We start from the raw sequence: 26,081 nt of genomic DNA on the forward strand, positions 1-26,081 counted from the left end.
AGAGCGCTTCTATCACTTAACCAAGCCCAATTCCATAAACCTTCTAATCATCCTAATTGTATCGATGTGTATACATCAACGTAGATAGTGAGGGGATTATTATGCTTGATTTTGCTAATAGCCAAGCCTTGAAAAGCAAGCAAACCAAGGCAACAACGGCATCGAATATCATTAAAAATGTTATCTTAGTTGATCTTATTGAATTGTATTCATCAACGGAAATTGATGTTTTGCAACAAGCGCAGCAACTTATTGAAGATGGTAAGACCCGAATTCAATGCTTAAAAGAGAAACGTCGAGAAGAAGAAAAGCAACGTAAAAATGTTGAAACGGTATTGCACGAACAAGCTTATAACAGGGCTTTAGTCGCACTTGATGGTAAGTCACTTGCGGAGCTTTATTTATTAAATGTTTGTTTTTCTTATTCGTCTCCGGCAGTCATGGAGTTAATCGAAGAGTATGATCATCAACATTACTTGGCCTCTGTTCAGCGATGGTTAGATGCGGTAACGAGCGATGACATGCATTTTGAACAATCACCGGAAGAGGTTCGGGATGAATGGAAAAAGGGCATAGTAAAAGCAGCGGTGGAAATTATTAGCTGGCCGTATTTAAAATATCATCATAACTATCAAGAATCCGTAGCGACATATAGCGACCCAAAAGGAATTCCTGATGACTTTCCTGCAACACTCTATTCCACGGTAAAAGAGAAAAATCAGCAGCAACTGACACCAGCCTGTTTGAATGTTATTCAAACAATAACTGTTTATGAAGAAAACGAAGCTAAAGTACGTGTAATTCTGGATAAACTTGGACAGTAATCCAATGTCAGATATTAATTGGCCAGCTTAAGAGCAATTTGTTTAATTCTCGAAAGCTTGGCCAAAATCTAATGAGGTTTATTCATTCAGTAAACTGAAGGTGTTGTCGACATTTATAAATCGGCTGTTGATGCCTTAACAACCAGTTTATTGCGGTTGTCTCGGCTCTGGCGGATTAATTCATCGCCCGCAATAACATCACTTGCTTTAGCTAAACGATCATACAACAGCACATTAACGGTGGCAGCAAGGTTCATGCAACCCACTGTCGGTACATAAACAACGGCATCAGCACGGTCAACAACATCCTGGGCGATGGTGCCATCTTCCGGTCCAAAAACATAAATGACGTCATCTGGGTGTTCAAATGCTGGTAAAGGTATCGCACCTTCTGCGAGTTCGACACACACAATTTTCGTTTCTTCAGGCAGGTTGTCGAGCAATGATTGCACACCTGTTAGAGGAATTTTACGAGACATACTTTTAGTATCAGTTTGAAACTTAGCAGCACGGTCATAACGTTCGCCAGTGTAAGAAACCGAATCGACGCGATAACACCCTGCGGCACGCATAACCGCACCCACATTGGTGGGGCTTTTCGGATTACTTAATCCAATACTGACTCGGGTATTTTTCATCGATATTTTCCGCTGACCTGATATTAAGAGCGCGGCATTTTATCAGAGAGGTAGAGTGAGTGGTAGTCGAAGAAGAAGCGAGTTAGATGTTAGGAATAAGCATACGGGAATATCAAGGGCTGAATTTTGTTCATAAAAGCAGCAAAAAGACCTAAGTAGGAAGCATTCAAGCTTAAACTGAAGGTAAGTCACTAAAACATAATGTTTTACTGTCTACACTGATAACATGAAGTGTCATAAGAAGAGGGATCTTTATGTCAGTTAAACCTCTAAGCAGTGACAAGCTGTATCGTGCATCAGAATTGCAGGGCTTGCCTGAAGATTGCAAGTCAACCAAGAACTTGACCCCAATTGATGAAATTGTTGGGCAGGAGAGGGCGCAGCAAGCGGTTGAGTTTGCTATGTCGATAAAAGAGAAAGGTTACAACATTTACGCCATTGGTCGTAATGGGCTAGGTAAGCGCACGATGATGTTGCGTTATTTAAACCGACATGATCCAAATGGCAGTGGGCATACCCTTTATGATTGGTGCTATGTCGCAAATTTTGAAGAAACCCGCCGTCCGAAGGTCTTAAAGTTACCTGCGGGTACTGGGAATACATTTAAGAAAGACATTGAAAAGCTGATGACACGTTTGGTGAAGGCTTTGCCATTGGCTTTCGATAACGAAATGTATTACAGCCGCTCTGAGAAACTAAAAAATCAATTAACACAAAAACAAGAAAGTGCGCTTATTACGCTAACCAATGAAGCGAAAGAGCACAGCGTCAGCCTCTCTGTGACTACGGCTGGCGAATACCAGTTAGTGGCACTGAATGGTGAAGAGCCACATACTGAAGAAACCTTTGCTCTATTAACTGAAAAAGATCAACAAGCATTTGAAGATACGATTAATGAGCTTGAACGTAAGCTGCGTGGAATTGTGCGTCAGCTAACTGAATTGGAAGAAGATTTTTCCGATAAAATTCAGAAGTTGAATGAAGAAGTTGCACTGGATGTGGTCGCACACTTTATTAAAACGTTGAAAGAAAACTATAAGTCTTTACCGGAAGTAAAAGCATACCTTAAGGCCATGCAAGCCGACATTCTTGATAATCTTGATATCTTCCTTGAAGAAAGCGAAGAGCAAGTTGCGTTAGCTTATGCTGCACTCGATAAAAAAATGCCGCGCCGTTACCAAGTGAATGTGTTGGTAAGTCAGCCTGAGCATAAATTTCCAATCGTGGTGGAAGAGAGTCCCAACTATCATTCTATTTTCGGCTATGTTGAAAATGCGACTTATAAAGGCACCGTGTTTACCGATTTTTCATTGATCCGCGCTGGTAGCTTGCACCGTGCCAATGGCGGTGTGCTATTGATGGATGCGGTGAAAGTGCTAGAGCGACCGTATGTCTGGGATGGTTTAAAACGTGCGTTGCGAGCGCGTAAGTTAAACGTTAGCTCGTTAGAGAAAGAAGTCACGTTATCGGGGACAATTTCATTAGACCCAGAAGATATTCCGTTGAATGTTAAAATCATCTTGTTTGGTGATTATCAAACTTACCAACTACTCCAGCATTATGATCCTGAGTTCAGTGAGCTATTCCGTGTGACTGCCGATTTTGAAGATGAGATGAATCGTACTGAGGAATCAGAAGCGCAGTACGCTCAGTTCATTTCCAGCATTGTAAATGATAACGGAATGTTACATTGTGATCGTAAAGCGATCGCGAGGATCGTCGAATACAGTTCCCGCCAAGCTGACGATCAGAACAAACTATCATTACACTCTGCTGATATTGCTAACTTGCTACGAGAAACTAACTATGTGGCGAAGTCATCGAAGGCGACAATGATCCGTGCTAACCATGTCGAGCAAGCGCTGCAGAGTCAGGAAAAGCGGGTCAGTCGTTTAAAAGACCATGTCATGCAAACCTTTACTAACGGAACGACATTGATTGATACGCAAGGCACAGTCGCAGGTCAAATCAATGGGCTGTCAGTGATTTCTACATCGGATTATCAATTCGGTGCGCCAAATCGAATCACCGCGACGACGGCTTATGGCGAAGGTGAGGTGTTTGATATTGAGCGTAACGTCAAATTGGGCGGGAGCATTCACTCCAAAGGTGTCATGATTCTATCTGCTTATTTAGCGTCGACCTTTGGTAAAACCAGTAAGATCCCACTAACGACTCACCTTACTTTTGAGCAGTCTTATGGTGGTGTCGACGGCGACAGTGCTTCGATGGCCGAGCTATGTGCCATTGTTTCTGCATTCTCGCAGCTGCCATTACGTCAGGATGTTGCTATTACTGGTTCTATGAACCAGTTTGGTGAAGCGCAGCCAATTGGTGGGGTTAACCAGAAAGTGGAGGGGTTCTTTGATGTGTGTACCATTAAAGGCCGTAAGCCTACTCAAGGGGTGATTATTCCACAATCTAACGTGCATAATTTAATGTTACGTAAAGATATTGTTGAAGCTGTCGAGAAAGGAGAGTTTCACATTTGGGCGATTGGGCATGTGACGGAAGCGATTGAAATTTTAACGGGTATTACGGCGGGGACGGTAACCGAAGAAGGCATTTATCCAACGGAATCCGTATTTGGTAAAGCACAGCTTAAGCTAAATGCATTGCGTCGTTAAACGGCTTGAAGGCTCAAACAATTTAACCGTCAGTAAATGAATAATGGCCGCCTAATTGATACGTTATTATCAGTTAGGCGGCCATTTTTACAGGTGTTATTAAGCTGCTGTTTTTGGTTGTTTGACCGATTTCTTACTACCAAAGATATTAATGAGCGTACCAGTAATAATTAAACTGCCCCCAAGAAGTGTCCATACCGATGGTAATTCATTGAATAATAGCGCCCCCAATATAATAGAGAAAACAACCTGAATATATGAGTAGGCTGTGGCTTTGCTTGCAGCCTCGGTTTTCATTGCTTTCGTTAAGCAAACTTGGCCAATCTGCGTGAATATACCGACTAAAACCAGTAAAACGGCTTCAAATAGCGTCGGTATTTGGAAGTTATCACCAAGCAGGGCAAGTGAAAGAGGCAGTGCGATAAATGGGAAATAGAACACAATCACCGAGCTGTCTTCAGTACGGCTCAGGCGCTTAACAATGGTATAAGCCATGGCACTAAAGAGTGCACCGAGCATAGCAATACCGACGCTAAACATGGGAAGTTCTGCTGCCGTATCGGTGATCATATTGGGCTTTACAGTGACGATTAAACCAAGAATGCTCAGCAAGATACAAATGATGGTCGACTTTTGAATATGCTCTTTAAGAAACAGCAGCGCTAAGATAGCGGTGAAGACCGGGTGCAAATATTGCAAGATAGTCGCTTCGGCTAGCGGCAGGTTAGCTATTGCGTAATACACGCAGATTAACCCTAAAGTACCCACCGTACCGCGAGCAATAAGCAGAGGTTTATTATTTCCCCACACAGGGATTTTCTTCCGCTTAATATCGGCATAGCTGATAAGCAGTGAGATAAGCGCCCTAGCGGCAACAATCTGAAAAAGGGGCATGCCCGAGACACTGACTAATTTAACGCAGGCGGCCATTAAGGAAAACCCTAGTGCCGAGAGAAGCATAAACTTCAGGCCCGGTGGTATTTGATTGGTGATACTATTATTGGTTATGGATTGGTGGATACTTTTGAGCATCTGCTAAGTTGAACCTCTGCCTTGAATGCAAACCAATAAAGCAAAAAATCGCTATGATTGGTCGTTAGGAAATAGTCGACAGAGTGTGCCTGAAAAGGCCAGTTAGCGCACGGTATTTGTGTGATAAATCGTATCAATTAATGAAAAGCCAGTGGCTAATACCAACTGGCTTTTGAAACGGTCTATTGGTTAAGGCTATCACTGAATCTCGAAACGAATGGTTTAATCTAGCTTATTTATCATCGCCATTATTGTACTGCGCAAACGACTTTTTATTTTGAGCATTAATATAGTCAGCGGTAATAACAGATTCATATCGTACTTCGTCTGTGTCCTTTAATCCCATATCTCGCGGATTGATCACGGCATCTGGTGTTGGATCGAAGAAAATGGCAATAGAATGACGCTCGTTGCCAGAACGATTAATGACGCGGTGCAAGTTAGAGCTAAAGCGATCGTTCGACCAGCGGTGTAGCAAGTCACCAACATTGCACACAAGCGTGCCGGGGATCGGCACTGCAGTGACCCACTCGTTGTCTTTCGTCAGTACTTCTAATCCGCCATTCATATCTTGAAGTAGTAATGTGAGCACGCCGTAATCAGTATGAGGCGCTGAGCCGTAACGTTCTTCAGCTTCGTCTTGTTGAGTCGAAACAGGGTAATAAACCAGTTGGCCTCGGGATAAAGGGGTCTGATAACGTTTAGCGAAGAAGTCTTTTTCAAGGCCGAGTGCGATAGCGACAGCAGAGAGGATCTTATGTCCAACGGCGTTTGCGGCGTCATAATAAGGGATAAGATCAGACCGAAGCTCAGGCGTTGAGCTATCAGGCCATAGATTATCGGCAATGAGAGGTAATTCTGCGCGCTTTTGATCTAATTCTTCAGTCCATTGTTCTGGTCCCCAGAAGAAGATCTCTTTTAAATCATGCGTTTTATTCCCTTCTAGCGTAACCATACCCGGCGCTAGCCAGCCACGTTGACTCGTGTTAACAGGAATTTCGCTTTTGACATCTTGTGGTTTGGCAAAGAAACCACGCATTGCTGCACCTGCTTTATCCATTACCTGCTGAGGAATACCATGGTTGGCAATATAGAAGAAGCCTTTGTGCGTAACAGCATCAAGGATTTGTGCCGCCACGTCTTCAATGTTCTCGCCTGACACCAGCGGTGCAATATCAATCACAGGAATATCATCGGTTGTGATGGTTCTTGCGACACCGTATTCAGCATTTTTAATGGTTTCAAGCTGTGCTTCTTTGTTAATTGGTGCATTTGGAGTCAGGGTATCAGTAGACATTTTCTTCCTCTCGACTTATGTAATTATTTTTAATTAGTATGTTTTTAGCCCTGAATTCCAAACTTTATTCAAAGCTGTATACAGTTTAGCGAGCAAAGAGACGATTGTATTTGTATTGTTATTAAAATGTGATCGATGTTGTAGGAAATGGTGGGTGTAATTTTTTGGTGATGGCGAAAATAAAATTGAAGCGGCTGTAAAGCCAGTTCATACGAGTACATTTTGGCTGACTTTTAAACGCCCGGGCAATGAGCGCAAAAAAGTATCAGTAATAATTACTACTTAGTGCTGTGCCGATTAGAATGAGAAAGCCTTAACCAAGCAAAAGATCTGCGTAAAAAGGCCAGCGTATCACTATCTACAATTTCACCATGCGCCATAATGATTTGTTGAGGCTCCCATTTAACCATTTGTAAATAATGCTGTTTCGCCTCTGCTTTATGGAACATAAAGCTCATTCTCCAATCAATGGGGGTTTTACCATTTGGAGAAAGAATACCTGTAAACTTAGCAAACAAGCGCTGGATTTGTGTAAAGTCAGTTGGCGGAAAATTCTCAATCAAGTCGGTCAAAATTAAAGATTTTGACTCTCGATGGAAAAAGACAGCCTCTTCCATTAATTTGGAACCGGTAAAAAGAAGCATATCGATCTCTGCTTCCCAAGGGTAAGGAATTTCGGAAGTAAGCTCGGATGTAAATCTAAGGTCGTTTCGTTTTTTCATCACTTCTCTCGTGCCATATGTTTGGGCAGCAGGATAAGCATCCTGCCACTCTTTTAAAAACAGGTGGTGTAAGTGATTTGGTGCAATAAGGTATTGTACTTTCCCTAGAGAGTCGACTTGTGATCTCATCGCTTCGGTTAATTCTATTGGGCTATGTACCCATAACGTTGAATCAGCGAGTTTTACTACCGTCATTCGAGTTGAAAATGGCAGCATCATAAAAGTGACTGACTTACCATCAAATACCCATAGGTTGTTACTGATTTTTATCATCGTATTTGCCTCCTTCAATCATCTGCTCCGTCTAGCGCTCACACCTCGCTAGACAGAAGCTAGGTTTAAATCCTCATTAAATAAGGATGTAGACTGCTCACTGTTATTGAGCTGTAGTCGGACGGTAAGGCTCTTCTCTTACACCATGTGATAAAACTAGCTTAATCATGAATATAGGCGCGAGCCATTCAAGCCCAACAACAGCAGGTATAGCTGGAGAAATCATGATTGAGACCATCACAACTAACAACCCAATAGGGCGTTGAAGATATAACGGTACATAGTGGACTAAAATTACGGCAATCATCATCGCGGCATACCAGAAAAAGGCATAAGACCACGCAACATCAAAACACAGTGGCACCGCAAATAGCTGAAAGTGAATAAGTGGGAAGGCAAATTTACTGCCGACTAATTTACCCAACCAATTGACCTTTACCTGTTGGTCAGTATGAAGAAAGCGTTTCATTGAACCTAAAGAGTTGGTTAATACGCCGCCAACCATGTCTAACGCAAGCAAACTTGCAGCAACAATTTGTAGTATCGTCCACCCTAAGTCTTGCCACGACAGAAAATATAACGCAACGGGAGCGACAAGCGCGGCATAGTTGGCTATTGCGCTCTCTGCTTTCGTTGCTCCAAATCCTGTTGAGAAACTGAACTTTCCTGCACACACCCAATCGATGACGGCACTTTTTATCTTAACTTGATCTTTTGACATGTTTTACTCCGGTGGATATTACAGTGCTATTGGCACTGTTGTTTTGCTTCTCAAAGGTGGACAAATTCGTCGTTACTTTTTCCAGATAACCTCTTTATAGTCCACTTGGTCTTTTTAAAGCTTATGGTGAAAATAACTGCTTGTCAATTTTTTAGTCCACATGGTCTAATTACGTGTTTCTGGATTAAGGAGTGGACTTTTGGCAATAATTGGTTATAGTCCGATCGGACTTTTAAGGTGGGTGGGGTTATGCCAAAAATTGTAGATCGCGATGCGTATCGTCAGGAACTCATTATCAAAGCAGTCGATATCTTTGCTGAACATGGCTTAAATGGCTTGGGTATGCGAGGCATTGCTGAAGCACTTGGGGTATCAAAAAGTGCGCTTTATCATTACTTTCCGAGCAAAGAAGAATTGTTTTCTGCTTGCACAGAGTTCATTCTGCAGCCTAAAAGCCTTTATGGTGTATCTGAACAGAGCGAGATCCCCGAAAATAAAGAGCAAGCCATTAATAGTCTGATTTCAACACTTGATAATCGTTTTCAAGGGGAAATGGTGGTATTGCTCGACTACGTTAAAAACCGTGATTACAAAGATGTCGCGAACGATACCTTGCTGAGAATGGCAGATAGAAACTTTCAATTAGAATTAAGTAAAATTGTTGGTGAATCTAACGCTCACCAAGCTTATGCACTTCTAATAGGAGGTTTAATGCTAAGGCTTTTGAATGGCAAGCAAACAAGGATCGAAGAAATAGCGTCATGGATCGTTGCCCTCTCATCCAACAATTAACAGCGTTTCGTTTGCGTTGCGAGTAGGAGGGCGTTTTTTCCTCGCCTTACTTGGAATCCCTATTTTACGTTTTAAAAAATAGGATTGGTCAACTGACTCAAGTTAAAAAAAAGCCAGCACTAAGTTGCTGGCTTCATGAGCCTGGTTATTTAAACTAATTTCATTTCTTGGATGATATCTGAAGCAATTTCGGGTTTTGTGCTGGTTGGCTTTGCGTGAAGGTTTGCTTTCAGTTGTCCTTTACGGTTGCGTAGGCCTGTCTCTAGTTTTTTTAAGGCTGCTGAAATGGCAGGGTACATTATATCGTTAGTCGATTTTGCTGAAACTCGTGCACCTTCATAGTTGGTAAAAATTTCTACTTCGTGTTGCCCGTGTACTTTTGTGATGATGACGTCGCTGCTGATCAGCTGTGGAAAGTGAGTGGATACCTTCTCAAATTTACTTTCAATTTCTTTTCGTGACTCGTCATTAATTGATATGTGATGTGTTTGAACAGTTACTTTCATATAATTATACCTTTCCAGTCACTATGTCTTTTAAACGTAGCAAACGCAGTGCACTTTGACCAAGTATGGATTTACACATACGTGATTGAGCCCTGTGTTACCAAATAATCTTGCCTCTACTCCCACTAAATGCTTAATTTTACTGTTTAGTGCTAAGTTTTCATCATGGTATCAGGATAAGTCTTGACTCAGATTAACCAAACTGAATACAGTTTCCTCAGATACCTTTTAAAAGATAATAAAAATGCCTAGCTCAACTACTGATAAATTAACCAAAACATCAACAAAATCAAAAGAAGAAATAGATGTTTACCAAACTGTACGTGATATGGCTATCTCCTTTCATTTCAAGCCAGGAGAAAGGATTAATGAAGGTAAGCTCGCCACTCACTTAGGCGTGAGCCGAACCCCGTTACGCGAAGCCATGCAAAAGCTTGTCTCAGATAGGTTACTGCGTTGGGAAAGAAATAAAGGTTTCTTTTGCCATATGTTGGAAGAAAAGGAAGTCTTTGATCTATATGAGTTTAGAAAAATCATTGAGCAGCAGGCCACCTTCCTTGCTGCTGAAAGAGCGACGGATGAAGAGCTTCAAGCATTAAAAGCGTCTGCCATTGAATATTCTCAGCTAGGTGAAGACACGCCAAAAGAAGTGCTTTTGGATTTTGACCAAAAGTTACACCAGCAACTTGTGATGCTTTCTGGTAACCAAGAGCTAGCAGAAGCCTTGAATAAAATTAATCAGCGGATTTATTTTATCCGCTGGGTGAATTTAACCGATCGTCCAACAGGCAATGAGTCAGAGCATATTCATATCATTGAAGCACTGATTGCGCGAGATGCACAAAAGGCGATGTTTATCATGGGAAACCATGTCGAAAAGCGTAAAGAGCAGGTTGCCAAGTATATTCGTGAAGGGTATGGGCATATCTATACTGGGAATACACCAAATATAGTGAAAAGTAATACTTAAATCACTGATTTATAATCAAACCAATATACACATATTAAAAATGGGTCTAATCCTGCTACTAGGATCAGACCCATTTTTTTATTTTCGATCTTTACATCTCGGTCACATTTTAAATACAAGCAATTGACCTTTGATATTCCAATCTGTATACAATTCAGAATACAACGGAGAAGTTGCCAGCGCGATGATAATAATAAACAGCGTAAGCAGCTAATAAATAGAGTGAGGGAAAACAATGAAAGTGCTCAACAAGGTCGTCCTTTTATCTGCATCAATGCTTGTTCCAGCAATCAGCCAAGCTGAAACTATTGAGTGGACATCTGGCCAGCTCGGAGGCGGCTGGTATAGCATGTCTTCTGGTTTGGCTAACTTGATTAAAAAAGAAAACCCAGAGTTTAACCTTAAGGTTGTTCCTGGTGGTGGAACAGCTAACCCGACAAAAGTTAACCGCGGTCGTAGCCAACTTGGTTGGGGATTGGACACCTTTACTTACCAAGCGCACACAGGTACGGTTCTGTTCAATGGTAAACCACACAAAGAACTCAGCACGATAGGCATGAGCTTTTCAGATGTGTATAGCCACTTTATTCGAGCTCAAGATGCTGAATATAAAACAGTTGAAGAAATTTTACAGGGCAAGAATGTAAAAATCGGTATTATTCAACGTGGGTCATCAGGTGAACAGGCCTTTCGTTGGATAATGGAAGCGAATGATACTGATTACAATACATTGCGTAAAAAGCAAGGGTTCAAGATTAACCACGGTAGTTTCGCAGAACTGAGTGCCCAGTTTAAAGATGGCCAAGTTGATTATATTTTTGGTAACTTAGGACTACCTGGAGCCGTTGTTATCGAAATGGGCCAATCTCGTGATTTGGCGTTTGTCGATTTTTCCGAGCAGCAACTGGATAAGCTGAATAAAAATTACGGATTGCTTCCTACTGCTATTCCAGCCAATACATATCAAGGCGTTGATACAGGAGCAAATACCATTAAGATGGCAACAACCTTAATGGTTAATAATTCTGTGTCTGTTGATACCGTATATAAAATCACTAAATCAATTTGTGACAATCAAGACAAGCTAACCTCGATTCATGGCAGTATGTCAGTGTTTGACTGTGCCACATCGATGAGTGATGCGCCTGCGCCTATCCACCCTGGTGCCGAGAAGTACTTTAAAGAAAAAGGCTATTTATAAGCTGAACGCTTAATTTAACTATCGCCATTAAGCACAAGCAAATTTGCTTGTGCTTAATATTGAGTAATGCAATGAGTTGCTAGCTTATTTATAGCCCGAAATGGAGTCTCGTCATGGCTACTGATAATAAGGATTCACTCTTACAACAAACAGACTTTCAAAGACTGTTGATGCTGTTCATCATGGGATGGGCAGTGATAGGCACTTGTTTTCATTTTTACAGTGCATTTATTGGTTATCTAGAGCCGAGAACCCAACGTTCCATTCATTTATTGTTTTTGCTCCCTCTTATTTTTCTTATCACTCCTGGGCGAAAACGCTCTGAAAATAATACGGGGTTCTTTTTACCGAGCTGGTCGGGGATCTTATTGTTTTTGGTTGCCATTGTGCCATTCGCTTATTCTTGGTTAGAGGCCGAGCGAATTAATTATCGTCTAGAGGGTGTTGACGAAATTCTGCCAGTCGAAATGCTGATGGGAACATTAGCGACTATTTTGGTCGTAGAAGCCATTCGCCGCGCAGTTTCCCCTGTACTCGCAGGGTTAGTGGTTACCAGCATTGCATATTTGTTTGTCACCGATTATATGCCGGGTGTCCTTCACTATCGACCAATTGGATATGATGAAGTTGTCGAAACGGTGTTTTTATTAAGTGGGCAAGGTATTTTAGGCTCAATCACTGGTATTGCTGCAACGATGGTCGCGATTTTTATTGCCTTCGGTGCATTCATGGAAGCCAGTGGAACAGGGCGTTTGTTCACCAATGGCGGAGAAATGATAGCGGGTCGATACGCTGGTGGCCCTGCAAAAGTTGCGGTAGTAACGTCAGCCTTTTTCGGCACGATGAGTGGCTCTGCGTCATCAAATGTTTTTACGACGGGTTCGTTCACCATTCCAATGATGAAGCGAATTGGCTATCGCCCACAGGTTGCTGCGGGCATTGAAACAGCTGCGAGTGTTGGTGGACAAAGCGCACCGCCTATTATGGGCGCAGGTGCCTTTATTATGGCTGAAATGACTAATACGCCTTATTCCGATATTATTGTTGCTGCTGTTTTAGGTTCATTCTGTTTCTTTGCTTTAGTTTTTATTTCTGTTCACTTAGAGGCGAAGAAGAATAACTTAAAAGGTATGGACCCTGCCGATCTACCAACATTTAAAGATATCGCTAAAGACTTTCATCTTCTTTTACCAATAGTTGTGCTGGTAACCTTGCTGATGATGCGCTATTCACCGCACACTGCTGCATTATATTCTATTGTTGCGACCCTTGTTATCACATCTTTAAAACGAAGCTCCCGCTTTGATTTGAAGAAACTGCTAAATGTGATGTATAAGGCTGGTGCGAATACAGCGCCTATTGCTATTGCTTGCGCTGGTGCGGGGATCATTGTTGGGGTACTAACTAAAACAGGACTAGTGGTGTCCATTGGTAGTTTGATTTCAGATGTTTCTGGTGGCAGCTTATGGCTAGCGGCACTGATATTGATGTTCGTTACCTTGGTAATGGGAATGGGTGTACCAACAACTGCTGCTTACGTTATTACATCCGCAATTGGGGCACCAATGCTGATTAATGACTTTGGTGTGCCAGTGCTAGCTGCACATATGTTTGTGTTCTATTTTGCCATTTTGGCCGATGCCACCCCACCAGTTTCGATAGCCTCGTATGCTGCGGCATCCATTGCGCGATGCAACCCGTTGGTAACCGGCTTGCATGCATCAAGGATGGCAATTGCGGGTTATATTGTTGGGTTAAGTTATCTTTTCGTACCTGAAATGCGTATGGAAGGTGAAGTCCAAAATATTATTGGGCACTTAATTGCTATCATCGGTGGGCTAACATTAGTGTCTGGTGCAATTACAGGGTATTTAGGTGGTCGACTCGGCGTAATAATGCGAGTTGTACTGGCTATTGTAGGTTTATTCTTGGCTCTATATTCTGATCTAAATCTTGCTATACGGGTATTTGCTGTTGTTAGTATTGTGGCTGGATTGGTTTATATGCCTAAGATGTTCAATAAAGAATTAAAACAAGAGCTAACTTGATTTTGTTCTATTGAATAATTATTTAAGAGGGCCTGACTTAGTCAGGTCTTTTTATTTTATATAAAAAAGACACAGTATTGGCACTGTGTCTTTCTATTTAGCTTTGAGTGAATGATAAATTAGAATAATTCAGCCAGCTCTTTACTACGTTTTGATGCGGCTTGAACAGCATTGCCAACAAGTTTGTTTAGCCCATGTTGTTCCATAAATACATTAAGTGCAGCCTCGGTTGTACCATTAGGGCTGGTTACATCGCGACGTAAACCTGCCACGTCTTTTTCGTTAACAGTCACTAAATGAGCCGCGCCAGCAACGGTATTTATCGCTAGTTGTTGTGCTAGCTCTTGCGGGAGGCCTGCTTTGTTGCCGGCTTCAATTAAACACTCAGTGAACAGAAATAGGTAAGCTGGACCACTTCCACTAACCGCTGTAACGGCATCCATAAGCGATTCTTTTTCGACCCAGTAAAAATGCCCGAGTACAGCAAATAAACTTTCGCATACTTGTTGTTGTTCTGGCTGCACTTTGTTATTAGCACAGGCTACCATTACGCCTCGTTGCACTAATGCTGGAGTGTTTGGCATAACACGAATGATAGCATTGACATCAGGTAGTAGTTTGCCAAGTGATTCATTCGTAATCCCTGCTGCTACCGAAATCAATGTGGCATCAGAGGCAATAAAGTCACGGTAAAGTGGCAATATTTTTTCGACCATCTGCGGTTTTAATGCAAGTAGAACGAAATCAAATTTTTTCGCAGGAAGCTCCGTTGGTGACGAATAGGCAAATACACCATCGTTATTTACCAGTGATGACAACGAATCCATATTAGGATCAACGATATGAATGGCATCACTTGCTATTCCACTTTGTAGCCAGCCATTAATTATCGCCCCTCCCATTTTGCCGCAACCGATCACAAGAATAGATGCCTGACCATTTTGTAATTGTTCAAATACTGGGGGTGTAGAATTCATTTATTATTCCTTTTTTATTCTGTATACAGGGTGGAATACAATCTATCACCATGCGCACCTAGCAACAATTTTGTAACATGTATTGTGTGATCTATCACTGTTCATTAGTTATCAAGCTAATGCAGAGGCCAAATTCATAACTCTTAATTTATGAGATAATATGTTCCATTAAATGCCTTGTTACTTTTTGTTTGATACTTTATATCGAAATTTGGAATGTTTTGTTTTGATTTGTTGTGTTTTGGTGATTGTGATCACAAGACTGACAACAAATGCACTCAGTTTTATATTAACGGTTGTTTTGATAGCCTCTTTGCACTAACAATTATGTTAATAAAGTGTAACCAAGTGTGTTGAGGGCGTTATGCAGGGACAAGACGATTTAGATAAAACGAATACCCGTGTGGTGACGGCTAAAGAAATGCAGTTAATTGGGGAGATCACCTGGTTATTGCTTCACTCTCCTCTACATAAAGCCTATCCACTTAGTACCTTAGAAGAGCGGTTTATACATGCGTGTCTCCTTGGACAATGTCAGGTATTTTATGATCAGTCAGGGCCTATAGGCTTAGTTACTTGGGCAAAAGTATCGAGCAAGTGGCATGAAAGAATGCTCGATAGTGATACTTGGCCGCCCGTTCATGAATGGGATAAGGGTGACTATCTATGGTTTATGGATTTTGTTGCTCCTTTTGGGCATTGCACCCGAATTCGACGAGAACTTAGTAAGCAGTTTGGTAATACAGATAAGGCTTGGTGCAGAAGAATTAAAACAAATAGCGAACGAAGCCATATCTGTCAACACCACCGAGGTCACCTGTTTAGCCATTAAATGAATACTAGAGTTGATGCTCTTTTTAGCCGCAATGGGTGTAGCTAAAAGTTTTATTGTGTCGATAGCAACGATTGACATTAAATTAAAGGAATTCCAAATGGGTACTAGAACATACCATGGTGGGAATGGAGAGGATCGTCTTCATGCCGGGCATGCAACTCATAAAAGTATTATTTATGGAAATGGCGGTGATGATAATTTAAGTGCGGGGCATACCACATGGGCATCGTATATTTATGGGGGAACGGGTAACGATGTAATCGGTAATTCCAATAAGGCACTGAATCAAATATATATATGGGATGGCCCTGGTGATGATTATGTTAATGTTGGTGCTGTTAACGTTAATATATATGCAAGCTCAGGGGATGATACTTATAAGGTAACTTCAGGCTCTAATGTTTATATTGAATTAGGGACTGGAGAAAAAGATGTCACGGTTAATTATGTCGGTTCAAAAGCAACAATTGTAGAAAAAGGTTATTGGTATGACCGTGATGTCAATGTCAGCTCTGCAAATACAAATATTACAACCGGCCACGGTAATGATTCGATTTATGCTTGGGGGACGTTTAATTGTAAAGTCACTAGCCTAGGAGGAAACAATAATGTTCATGCCAGAGGGGCTGGTGTTGTTGTTCGGACTGGAAGCGGCCATGACACGATTTATACCAGTGCAGTGAATTCAGATGTTCACAGTGGTGATGGTGATGACTGGATCATGGCCCATGGGGTTGGCGTTAAAGCTTACACCGGTTGGAATGGTAATAACTATGTCTATGCAAGCGGGGCTAATGCCGATATCTGGACCGGCAATGGGCATGATGAAGTAGATGCTCGTGGTATCAATGCGAGAGTACGCACCGAAGGTGGTGATGACATCATCAGCGTGCGTGCTGTAGGCGCTAACGTTAACGCGGGTAGCGGAAATAATCGGATCGATGTCAGAGCTGCTGGGGCGAATGTCACTGCTGGCAATGGTAATGATTATGCCTATATTGGTGCAGCCGTCGGCAATGTCAATTTAGGCTCTGGTAATAATACCGTTGATTACTATGCCGTCGGTGGAACCGTCACTGTTGGCTCTGGTCATGATCGGATCAATGTTCGCGCTGTCGGCGTTAATATGAATGCTGGTAACGGTAACAATTATATTGATGTAAGAGCCGCAGGGGCACGTATTACAGCTGGTAGTGGTAATGACACCGCTTATATCGGCGCAGCGGTTGGCCTTGTTGACTTGGGCGGCGGTCACAATACGGTTAACTATCATGCCGTTGGTGGTGATGTTCGTGTCGGTGATGGAAACGATCGTATCAATATACGTGCTGTTGGCGTCAATATGAATGCTGGCCATGGTAATAACCATATTGATGTTAGATCAGCTGGGGCACGTATCACGGCAGGCAATGGTAATGATTACGCCTATATTGGTGCCGCGGTTGGTTTGATTGATTTAGGCGGCGGGCATAACACCATTGATTTCCATGCAATTGGCGGTAGCGTGCGAGTCGGTGATGGCAACGACCGGATTAATGTTCGTGCTGTGGGTGTAGACGTTGATGCAAAAAATGGTAATAACCACATTGATATTAGAGCAGCAGGTGCACGTGTAACCGCAGGCGATGGTAATGACTACGCGTACGTTGGGGCTGGTGTTGGTTTACTTGATTTAGGGCACGGAAATAATCACGTTGTATTGCACGCCGCTGGCGGTAACGTATTTGTTGGTGATGGTAACGACAGGATAGAAGTGAAAGCCGTTGGCGTAAAAATAGATGCCAAAAATGGTGATAATACAGTTTTGGTAAGTTCTGCGGGTGCTGAAATAAAAACGGGTAGCGGCCAAGATTATATCGAATCATTGGCTGTCGGTGGCCAAGCAATTGATTCAGGAAATGGTAATGACACTATTAAAGCGCATGGTGGCGCTAATATTATTTCTGCTGGCTGGGGAAATAATAATATCGAAGCTATAGGTGGCTTAAATATTGTTCAGGTTGCCCATGATGATAATAACATTGCAGCTTATGGTGGTCTCAATGTTGTATTAGCAGGCCATGGCAGTAATTCAATTGATTCATTCGGTGGCGGTAATTTTGTATTTACGGGCAATGGCCGAAATAATATTCATGCTGCTGGTGGGTTGAATATTGTCTTTGCGGGCGATGGCAAAAATAATATCCGCGCGGAAGGTGGCTTTAATATTATTGGCACTGGTAATGGTGGTGGTTCAGGAGCGTCGCCAGTAGGTCAGGTTTCACATGGTGAAGTTGTGGCTAACGAAATACGCTCATACAACTTCGGCAACCTAATCGTTAATGGTGACTTTGAGCAAGGTGGCCATGGGTGGCAATCAACTAATGGAATTGAGGCTGCCCATAAAGCGTCGGTGTATGGCTTGGGAAATGAAGGCCATGGTGCTCGTGTTTCTGAACTCGACGTCTACAAAAACACGTCGATTTATCAGGATATTCCTGACTTAGCCGAAGGTGAAACCGTGGCGGTTAGCTTTGATTTTTCGAATCGAGCCGGGATGTCAAGCAATGAAGGTATGGATGTTGTCTGGAATGGAAAAGTTGTGTTCTCAAGCTCTGGAGATGCGGCTAGTTGGAAGCAGAAAACGTTAAGTCTGACGGCCAGTGCGGGCAGTAATCGTCTTGAGTTTAGGGGAACGGGGGCTAGTAATGGTGGTGGATATGTACTGGATAACGTTGTTGCTGAAGTCCCAGGTAATGAAATTCGAGCATATAGCTTCGGTAACTTCATTATGTCGGGTGACGGCAACGATAAAATCCGTGCAGGAGGCCTACTATCTATTGTCACCGAAGACGGTGATGACTTTGGCAAAGACACGGGTGTGGATCACCTGAAAAACTTAGCCAATGTAACCAGCGCGGGCAATATTGTACTCGCTGGTGAAGGGAATAACGTTGTTAAAGCTTATGGTGGTGGAAACCTTGTACAAACTGGGTCAGGCGACGATCTGATTGTTGCTTTCGGCTATGCCAATATCGTCATTGCAGGGGATGGTACAAACGATATTACGACATTGGGTGCCTACAATGTTGTTTGGGGAGGGAGTGGTGATGATTCACTCTGCTCTATGGGAGATACCAATGCCTTCCTTGCTGGTGATGGTAACAATGTAATGACTGCCATAGGGATTAATAATTTATTTGTCAGTGCTGGCGGTAATGATGATGTCATGGTCGCTGGATCGAATAATGTGATGATCATGGGCGGGGGCGATAATGTTGCCATTGCTATTGGGGCGACTAACCTGTTTCAGGGCGCAAGTGGCAATGACAGCTTCTTTGGCCTCGGCGACAGTAATTTAATGCTAGCGGGCAATGGTGACAATTTCTTGGTCGGTGTTGGCAGCAAAAACTTGTTCTGGTCGGGCGAAGGGGATGACACGCTATTGGCCATTGGCCAGACCAATATCATGCTGGCAGGCGATGGTGAAAACAGCGTTATGGTTGCTGGTATGGATAATATTGTTTTAACTGGCAGCGACCGTGATTCAGTGGCCGCATTAGGCGGGAAGAATATAATTTCAACCGCTTCCGGTGACGATACTATTTATGCCTTTGGCTATACGAATTTTGTTCATGCTGGTGGCGGTAACGATGTTGCTTTCATGGGTGGGCGTGGCAATGTCGCACTAATGGGCTGGGGTGATGACATTGTTGCAGCAGCAGGCCAACATAATATCCTGCTCACTGAAGGTGGCGATGACGTAATTTTATCAATAGGTCAAAACAATGTCGTAATGGCTGGCAGTGGTGATGACACCATCATGGCATTTGGTAAAGAAAATTGGATCGCTGCAGGCGGTGGTGCCGATATTATCTTTGCTATCGGTAAAAATAATATGATTGCCGCTGATAACGAGATCTCTTTTTCAACCGAAGAATTTGGGGAAATTAAAAAGAGCTCGGGTAACCTATTTAACGATAAGGATGAAAAAGGCGAGCGCAGCGATGATGCATTAGAAGGCACACTAGGTTCAGCCAGTTTTAACGCTGAATTTAATATGAGTGCCAATCTAAACTTATTATTCCCTGAACTAGACTTCTCGGATCCCACCGTACCTGATTGGCAAACACCATCTTTCACGTTGCAACAATATGATTTGGAAATTCCGCCGATTCCAGAACTGAAATCAGCACCAAGTTATAAATACGGTAGCTTGGGGAACTATGGCTTGCCATCTATCCACTTGCCTACGCTCAGCACCCCTGAAATTGAAATTCCGAGTATTACACTGCCTTCATTAGCGATGCCGTCGTTGAGTGACTTTGGTGTGGAAGTTGATCGGATTGATCTGGAGTTAACCTACGAGTTTGATGTGAGTTCGGGGCTGTTTGGCTCTGCAGATTCAATGCTGGGTGACTTGTTCGGCTATACCTCTAGTGACTCATCCAGCAAGAGCCTCTTTAACTCGCAAGCTGAATTTAAGCCAAGGATCACCGAAGATGGTGCATTCTTAAATGTTTATACCTTCCATTCTGCAGATGTTAGCGCTGCAGAAGCGGCTGCAAAAGCGGGCAGTGATAACTACTACTATTTTGATGATGATATAGAAGGCGAGCAGGGAGGAAGTTCTGGCGGTGGCAATGTTGCTGCTTCAGCTGGTGAGTGGGCGACAGGGGCAGATGGCAGCTATAACACCGAATCACCTGACTCTTCGGAAGAAGAGGGCACTACTATACCAACGTATACAACCGTAGCACTGCCGACTATTCACTTGCCAGAGCTCAATGTTCCGGAATTCAACCTTAAAGGGTTTGATTTATCAGGGTTCAGTATCTTGGGTAGTTCGATTGGAGGGCGTGAGTTCTATGGCTTCGAAATTCCTGAGTTCGATGTACCAGAGTTCGGTGTACCTGACTTTAGCCTCGGCGATTACGTTGAAATGGAATCTTTAACGATTCCTGCTCAGTCCATCGAAATCCCTTCTTTCTCTATTCCGAATGTCGCAGGAATTGATTGGTCGGAAAGGTTGCCATCGTTTGACCATGAATATTTCTTATTACAAGAAAATGCAGAAGGAGACTGGGGCGATGTCATGCTGGCCATTGGTGAAACCAACCGCTTAATGGGAGGCAGAGGAGACGATATTGCCATCGGGATCGGGAAAGAAAACTTAGTCTATACCGGCAGAGGTAATGATATTGCCTTGATGGTTGGCGCCAAAAATACCTGGAGAGATGATTACGGTGCAAACGTCGCAGTGGCAATTGGCGCAGAAAATACGTTAGCTGGTGGTTTTGATAATGACGTGCTGCTTGCTATTGGTAATGAAAATACCTTAAGCGGGGGTATTGGAGAAAACTTACTGGCGGCTATTGGTAATAAAAACACCATTAATGGCGATGATAAGCCAGGTGAGCCGGGTGCAACTGCCAAGAATGTGGTGTTTGCTTTTGGTAACGAGAACACCGTTAAGGGTGGTTTTGCAGCCACAACAGCACTGGTGGTTGGGCGCAAGAATACCGTGAAAACCACCTTCCTGGATGACTATGTCGTGGCAGTCGGTGTCGAAAATACGATTGCTTTGCATAAAGGCAAAGACATGGCCTTTGTGATGGGGATTGATAATAACATCGAAGGCGATACTACCGACCCATTTGGTGCTGATTCCGACATTATCGTTAGTGCCGGACTACGAAATCGTGTTGATGGTGCGGGTGGTAATGACGGGCTATTTGTTGGTGGGTTATATAACCATGTTATTGGCGGTAATGGTGATGACTTAATTACAGCTATGGGTGGTTTTTCTGTCATTAATGGTGGTGATGGCAACGATGTTATAGCCACGATTGGAGCCTCGAATAACGTGACCGGTGGGCTCGGTGATGATTTCGTTATTAACATGGGAATGGCCAACCTAACCAGCTTAGGTAAAGGAAATGACACTGTTCTAAATATTGGGCTTGCTGGGGCGACATTTGGCGGTGAAGGTAATGATGTCTTCCTTGATTTAGGCTGGGAAGCGATAGACTTATTGACTCAAAGCAGCACCAATATCGTTAACCATGTCTTGTCGGCGATAACTGACTTTATTGGCGATACCGTTGAAACCTTCGGTGGTGATAAGCAAGCCTCGTTAGCCTCTTTCCTGAGCTTTGAAGACAAATCCGTAGGGTTTGGTGATTCGGGCAATGATGTGTTTGTCTCAGGTTTTGGTGGTTCTCAAGCGTATGGTGGGGTAGGTAACGACTCTTATCGCTTTACCCTTGGCAGTGGTCGATTCGATATTTACGAAGCTGATGACTTAAGTGAAATGAACACCTTAAGTATTGCTGCCAATAATAGCCAAACGAATCTTGCTTTGTCATTCGATAACCTTGTGTTGTCGCAGGACTATAGCCAATTAGACATTGTAGTAGATGGTCAATCATTAGGAGAAATCGGTTTATCTGGCTGGACAGATAAAGATGTGTTCGAAATGTCTGACGTAGCATCGATGACATTTTCAGAACTAAAACAATATTGGGATGACTTGGATTCAGCCACAGCGGAAGAGAAACGCACCTTTGGGGCATTTGATTCCTCTCAAGCACTTGAAGATGGGGCGTTGGCAACATTAGCGTGGCTAAATGATCAGCAAGCTGGTGCTGTTGACTTTGGTGACCTAAATGATGGCCTGTTTAATATGGTTGAATCTGTAGTTGGAGATATGCAGGAGGCGAAGAAAAATATCGATAGCGCAGTCGGTATCGCATAGGAACAAAGCCTAGCTCATGGTGAGCTAGGCTTTTTTATTCATGTATAAAGGATATATCGCATGGCAGACCAACATTTTATCGATGGTATTGAAAATGTAGCAATCATTGCTGGGAACGTAAGGATGGATTTTTACACCTTCGGTGTCGACCCAGATACCAGTGGGAAAGAGCCACCGAGGGAGCATAACTTACGTCTCGTCATGTCGCCAGATGCTTTTTTGAGAAGTTGGCAGACACATACCCAACTCTTGGAAGAGCTAAAAAAACGCGGGCTTATTACTCAGCGTAGTGATGGAGAATTAGCAGAAGGCCCAGCATCAGCGGCTGATGAGGAAAATCAAACCACCCTATCACCTAGTTTTAGCTAAGTAGGAGCTTGATATGAACACCGCATTGGAAGCATATGTTCTTATCGCAAGGTATTACCATGTTTATCATTCAGTACATAATTTAAAACGTGATCATGGTGTCAAGGACGACACTATGACTCGCTTGGAATTATGTCATTTAATAAACAATAGTGGTTTACAAGCAAAGCAGCTAGCGCTTAGCTGGACTCAGTTTAAGCGCTTAGGTAGTGGGTTTCCTGTCGTTATTCAGCTGGAAAATAACGACTTTGTGATTGCCGCAGGGGTGAAATCCGCGCAGGATGGCTCGTTAGAGGTTCTGATACAAGATCCTCGTGCAAGCAGCCTTGAGTTAATTGCAATCAGTGAAGATAAATTTCGGGCGAATTGGAAAGGCGCTGTTGTACTGGTTCGCCCTATGGGGGAAGAGCTGGTCTTAGAGCAGCCTTTTGGTTTTACATGGCTGTTTAGTGAGGTGCTCAAACAACCATCTCTTATTTTTCAAGTCGCCAGTATCTCAATGTTTTTGCACATCATCGCTTTTGTTGTGCCACTTTTTTCTATGGTTGTCTTTGATAAAGTGATTGGCTATCAAGGCTATTCAACCTTACATGTATTATTTTTGGGGGCAATGACTGCCTTAATTGTCAGCGCTATTCTCTCACTTGTTCGAAATATCCTTATTCTACATACCGTGGCACGGCTTGATATTGAAATTGCCCATTTAACCTGTCGGCGGTTGTTCGCCTTACCGTTGGTTTTCTTCCAAAAAGTGGCCGCAGGAAAATTAGCTAAGCAGGTGCAAGAAGCGAGCAGTATTCGCGAGTTTATTACCGGGAATTTGCTGTTTACGCTGATTGAACTCACATCAGTTGTTGTGATCCTCCCCGTGATGTGGTTTTTCAGCCCCCAATTAACATGGCTCGTGATTGGTTTTGCGGTTGTTATTATGACGAGCCTAATGTGTATTCTTAAGCCGTACCGGAAGCAGCTTGAAGCCCTTTATATCGCAGAGGCAGACCGGCAATCACTGATTGTTGAGACCGTACGTGGCATTGAAACGATAAAGAGTCTGGCGATTGAAAAGCGCCAACAACAAGAGTGGTTAGATGTTACCGCGAAGGTCGTAACGCGCCAGCATACTGTTGGGCGTTGGAGTGGCTATATCAATGAGATCAGCGGTTTTCTTCAAAAAGCCATGACACTCACCATTATTTGGTTTGGTGCGCAAATGGTGTTGGCTGGTGAACTTACAATTGGTACGTTGATTGCGTTTAATATTATGGCGGGACGCATTGCGGGGCCGCTTGTTCAGTTAGTTGGCCTAGCTAGCAAATACCAGCAGACGGCAATTAGCGTTGATATGTTAAGTCGTGTTTTGAATAGCACGCCAGAGCGGCTGCGTAGCGGTGGGATCACTCCGCCAATGAAAGGGCTGATCTCTACCGAGAAGCTGAGCTTTAGTTATCACCCTAATCAGCCCCCTGTGTTGCAGGATCTAAGCTTTGAGATCCGGCAAGGGGAAAAAATTGGCATCGTTGGACCGAGTGGTTCAGGCAAAAGTACGTTAACAAGGTTAATACTTGGCTTCTATCAACCTAGTCAGGGCTACATACGCGTTGATAGTCATGATCTCAGAGAATATGACCCGAATTACCTACGCGCTCATATCGGTGTCGTGCTTCAAGAAAGCTTTTTGTTTAGAGGTACAGTAAAAGAAAACCTTGCCAAATCTCGCCCGGATAAATCACTAGAGCAGATCATCGAAGTGGCCCAAATGAGTGGTGCCAATGAATTTATCGATGCGCTTCCGCAAGGCTATGACACCATGTTGGAAGAGAATGCGAGTAATTTGTCTGGCGGACAAAAGCAACGACTTAACTTTTCTAGAGCGCTACTTGATGATCCTAAAATACTGGTGATGGATGAAGCGACAAGTGCTCTTGATGCCGAGAGTGAGCAGTATATTTTAGATAGGCTGAACTCGCTTTCTCAGGGGCGAACACTGATTAATATCTCTCATCGCTTGTCTTCTATGCCACAAATGGATCGCATTCTTGTGCTTGAGAAGGGAAGGCTTGTTGATTTGGCTCCTCATTCCGTTTTATTAGAGCGCTGCCAGCTTTACAAACAGCTATGGCGTAGACAATTTCAAGGTACTGTTAGCCCTGTAAAGGAATTAATAGGATGAAGCAGAATGTCGATCAAGAAGTATTAGCTATTGCCCCTAAGTGGGAGCAACTAAGGCATCAACAGCCGAAGATGTCACTGTATTTCGGGCTATGGACCATGTTGATATCGGTTGCCAGTTTAGTGGTGTGGGCCAGCGTCTCAGAAGTCGATACATATGTAGCCGCCCGTGGACATGTAAAACCCATTATGAGGAATACCGTCTTACAAAGTCACACTGAAGGTAAATTGATTGAATATACAGGCAGAGTTGGTTCGCAAGTTTTAAAAGGTGAATTGATCGCGGTACTGGATGGTCGAGTGTCTAAATCTGATGTCAGTGCGACGAGGTATCAATTGCAAAGTGTTGAGGCTCGGATAAAGCGATTGAAGTCAGAGATCAGCGATGTCAATTTTGAAAGGAAAGATTTTGAAAGTACTCAGTATAACTTAGAGGCGTCCTTGTATTTATCAAGGCAATTAGCGCATAAGGCGACGGTAGAGACGAGAAAACAGCAGCTACAAAGCATTCAGTTAAGGAAGGCAAACCTTGAAAAAGAGAAAGCAATACTGGGTGAGCAACATGGGCTATACACGAATTTAGTGGCGGATAAAAAAGCACGATACGATAAAGAAAAAGAGGCTTTCAGCAGAAATGGCCCAAGAAAAGAAGAGTACCTGAATGCATTGGCACAATTGCTTGAGCTTTCCAGAAAGCGTGCGGCTCTTGATAGCAGTATGACGGCATTAATAGTTGAAAAGGAGAGTATAAGGAACGAAGTCAGGCGCTATTTAAGCCAACGAGAGGCGGAAATATCAGATGAGTTAGTAAAATCGACGCGAGAATATATCTCTTTGCAGCAGAAATTAGTGGTATACGAAGAAAAAGAAAAGTTAGTTGAAATAAAAGCACCGTTTGATGCCATTATTTTCCGAGTTGCGGACAAAGCGATTGGTACACATGTTACTCCGAATGAATTTCTTTATGAGTTGGTTCCAATTAATAGTCCAATGGAGGTTGTGGTTGATTTAAACCCTGCTGATATAAATCAAATATCCCTCGGCGATATGGTAACCATTAAATTGGACTCATTACCTTTTACTAAATTTGGAACAATTAATGGTGAACTGCGTCAGGTCAGCGAAGATGCATTTAATGATGATGTGAACGGTGAGAAAGCCATCGCCTTTCGTGGTTGGATAGACATTACGAATATGAGTGAGTTGCGTTATTTACCTGTCGACTTTCGTCTCCAGCCGGGTTTAACGTTAGAGGCAAATATTCAAACAGATAAACGAACACTAATCTCATACCTCCTTTTTCCAATCGCGAAGGCGCTTGATGAAAGCTTTAGGGAGCCATAA

Annotated in this window: 18 protein-coding genes; 11 read left to right on the forward strand and 7 right to left on the reverse strand. The window is 43.0% G+C overall.

Annotated elements, in window-relative coordinates; genetic code table 11:
* Positions 1 to 101 precede the first annotated feature (101 nt).
* Positions 102 to 824: a hypothetical protein gene (locus L4D09_RS13370; RefSeq protein WP_428458005.1), complete on the forward strand. Its 723-nt coding sequence runs from the start codon at positions 102 to 104 to the stop codon at positions 822 to 824.
* A 113-nt stretch (positions 825 to 937) separates the two neighbouring features.
* Here the strand turns inward: L4D09_RS13370 and L4D09_RS13375 are convergent, their stop codons facing one another.
* Complete coding sequence (locus L4D09_RS13375) at positions 938 to 1,462, reverse strand: RNA methyltransferase (protein ID WP_428458006.1); 525 nt, start codon at positions 1,460 to 1,462, stop codon at positions 938 to 940.
* A gap of 254 nt (positions 1,463 to 1,716) precedes the next feature.
* Between L4D09_RS13375 and L4D09_RS13380 the strand changes: the two genes are divergently transcribed.
* A complete protein-coding gene (locus tag L4D09_RS13380; RefSeq protein WP_428458007.1) occupies positions 1,717 to 4,089 on the forward strand; it encodes a Lon protease family protein in 2,373 nt (790 codons plus the stop codon).
* A 99-nt stretch (positions 4,090 to 4,188) separates the two neighbouring features.
* Here L4D09_RS13380 and L4D09_RS13385 read toward each other — a convergent pair whose 3' ends face one another.
* The 4 genes from L4D09_RS13385 to L4D09_RS13400 all read right to left on the reverse strand — a co-directional run bounded on the left by L4D09_RS13385 (position 4,189) and on the right by L4D09_RS13400 (position 8,134).
* The gene (locus tag L4D09_RS13385; protein ID WP_428458008.1) at positions 4,189 to 5,121 is read right to left on the reverse strand and encodes a DMT family transporter; all 933 of its coding nucleotides are present in this window, start codon (positions 5,119 to 5,121) and stop codon (positions 4,189 to 4,191) included.
* Positions 5,122 to 5,353: 232 nt separating this feature from the next.
* Positions 5,354 to 6,418 (reverse strand): isopenicillin N synthase family dioxygenase, encoded by a 1,065-nt coding sequence (locus L4D09_RS13390; RefSeq protein ID WP_428458009.1) that lies wholly within the window; start codon positions 6,416 to 6,418, stop codon positions 5,354 to 5,356.
* A 278-nt stretch (positions 6,419 to 6,696) separates the two neighbouring features.
* Positions 6,697 to 7,413: a DUF4336 domain-containing protein gene (locus L4D09_RS13395; protein ID WP_428458010.1), complete on the reverse strand. Its 717-nt coding sequence runs from the start codon at positions 7,411 to 7,413 to the stop codon at positions 6,697 to 6,699.
* Positions 7,414 to 7,516: 103 nt separating this feature from the next.
* Positions 7,517 to 8,134 (reverse strand): hypothetical protein, encoded by a 618-nt coding sequence (locus L4D09_RS13400; protein WP_428458011.1) that lies wholly within the window; start codon positions 8,132 to 8,134, stop codon positions 7,517 to 7,519.
* A 249-nt stretch (positions 8,135 to 8,383) separates the two neighbouring features.
* Here L4D09_RS13400 and L4D09_RS13405 point away from each other — a divergent pair, with 249 nt between their 5' ends.
* Positions 8,384 to 8,926 (forward strand): TetR/AcrR family transcriptional regulator, encoded by a 543-nt coding sequence (locus L4D09_RS13405; protein WP_428458012.1) that lies wholly within the window; start codon positions 8,384 to 8,386, stop codon positions 8,924 to 8,926.
* 149 nt (positions 8,927 to 9,075) lie between these two features.
* Here the strand turns inward: L4D09_RS13405 and hpf are convergent, their stop codons facing one another.
* Positions 9,076 to 9,432, reverse strand: a complete 357-nt coding sequence (gene hpf, locus L4D09_RS13410) for a ribosome hibernation-promoting factor, HPF/YfiA family (RefSeq protein WP_428458013.1) — start codon at positions 9,430 to 9,432, stop codon at positions 9,076 to 9,078.
* Between the two features lie 244 nt (positions 9,433 to 9,676).
* Here hpf and L4D09_RS13415 point away from each other — a divergent pair, with 244 nt between their 5' ends.
* From L4D09_RS13415 to L4D09_RS13425, 3 genes are all read left to right on the forward strand, one after another.
* Positions 9,677 to 10,402 carry a GntR family transcriptional regulator gene (locus L4D09_RS13415; RefSeq protein WP_428458014.1) on the forward strand — a complete coding sequence of 242 codons (726 nt, stop codon included), beginning with the start codon at positions 9,677 to 9,679 and terminating at the stop codon, positions 10,400 to 10,402.
* A 235-nt stretch (positions 10,403 to 10,637) separates the two neighbouring features.
* Positions 10,638 to 11,603 (forward strand): TAXI family TRAP transporter solute-binding subunit, encoded by a 966-nt coding sequence (locus tag L4D09_RS13420; RefSeq protein WP_428458015.1) that lies wholly within the window; start codon positions 10,638 to 10,640, stop codon positions 11,601 to 11,603.
* Between the two features lie 113 nt (positions 11,604 to 11,716).
* Positions 11,717 to 13,651 (forward strand): TRAP transporter permease, encoded by a 1,935-nt coding sequence (locus L4D09_RS13425; protein ID WP_428458016.1) that lies wholly within the window; start codon positions 11,717 to 11,719, stop codon positions 13,649 to 13,651.
* A gap of 119 nt (positions 13,652 to 13,770) precedes the next feature.
* Here L4D09_RS13425 and proC read toward each other — a convergent pair whose 3' ends face one another.
* Positions 13,771 to 14,628 (reverse strand): pyrroline-5-carboxylate reductase, encoded by an 858-nt coding sequence (gene proC / locus L4D09_RS13430; RefSeq protein ID WP_428458017.1) that lies wholly within the window; start codon positions 14,626 to 14,628, stop codon positions 13,771 to 13,773.
* 364 nt (positions 14,629 to 14,992) lie between these two features.
* On the opposite strand from proC, the gene L4D09_RS13435 reads away from it, so the two are divergent.
* The 5 genes from L4D09_RS13435 to L4D09_RS13455 all read left to right on the forward strand — a co-directional run bounded on the left by L4D09_RS13435 (position 14,993) and on the right by L4D09_RS13455 (position 26,081).
* Positions 14,993 to 15,460, forward strand: a complete 468-nt coding sequence (locus L4D09_RS13435; RefSeq protein WP_428458018.1) for a toxin-activating lysine-acyltransferase — start codon at positions 14,993 to 14,995, stop codon at positions 15,458 to 15,460.
* Between the two features lie 100 nt (positions 15,461 to 15,560).
* A complete protein-coding gene (locus L4D09_RS13440; RefSeq protein ID WP_428458019.1) occupies positions 15,561 to 22,199 on the forward strand; it encodes a hypothetical protein in 6,639 nt (2,212 codons plus the stop codon).
* 60 nt (positions 22,200 to 22,259) lie between these two features.
* Positions 22,260 to 22,568: a hypothetical protein gene (locus L4D09_RS13445; protein ID WP_428458020.1), complete on the forward strand. Its 309-nt coding sequence runs from the start codon at positions 22,260 to 22,262 to the stop codon at positions 22,566 to 22,568.
* A 13-nt stretch (positions 22,569 to 22,581) separates the two neighbouring features.
* Positions 22,582 to 24,738, forward strand: coding sequence for a peptidase domain-containing ABC transporter (locus tag L4D09_RS13450; RefSeq protein ID WP_428458021.1), 2,157 nt, complete (start codon positions 22,582 to 22,584; stop codon positions 24,736 to 24,738).
* Complete coding sequence (locus L4D09_RS13455) at positions 24,735 to 26,081, forward strand: HlyD family type I secretion periplasmic adaptor subunit (protein WP_428458022.1); 1,347 nt, start codon at positions 24,735 to 24,737, stop codon at positions 26,079 to 26,081. The genes L4D09_RS13450 and L4D09_RS13455 overlap by 4 nt, the downstream gene beginning before the upstream one ends.

It is taken from the genome of Photobacterium makurazakiensis (assembly GCF_050336715.1).
GTDB classification, from domain to species: Bacteria; Pseudomonadota; Gammaproteobacteria; order Enterobacterales; family Vibrionaceae; genus Photobacterium; species Photobacterium makurazakiensis.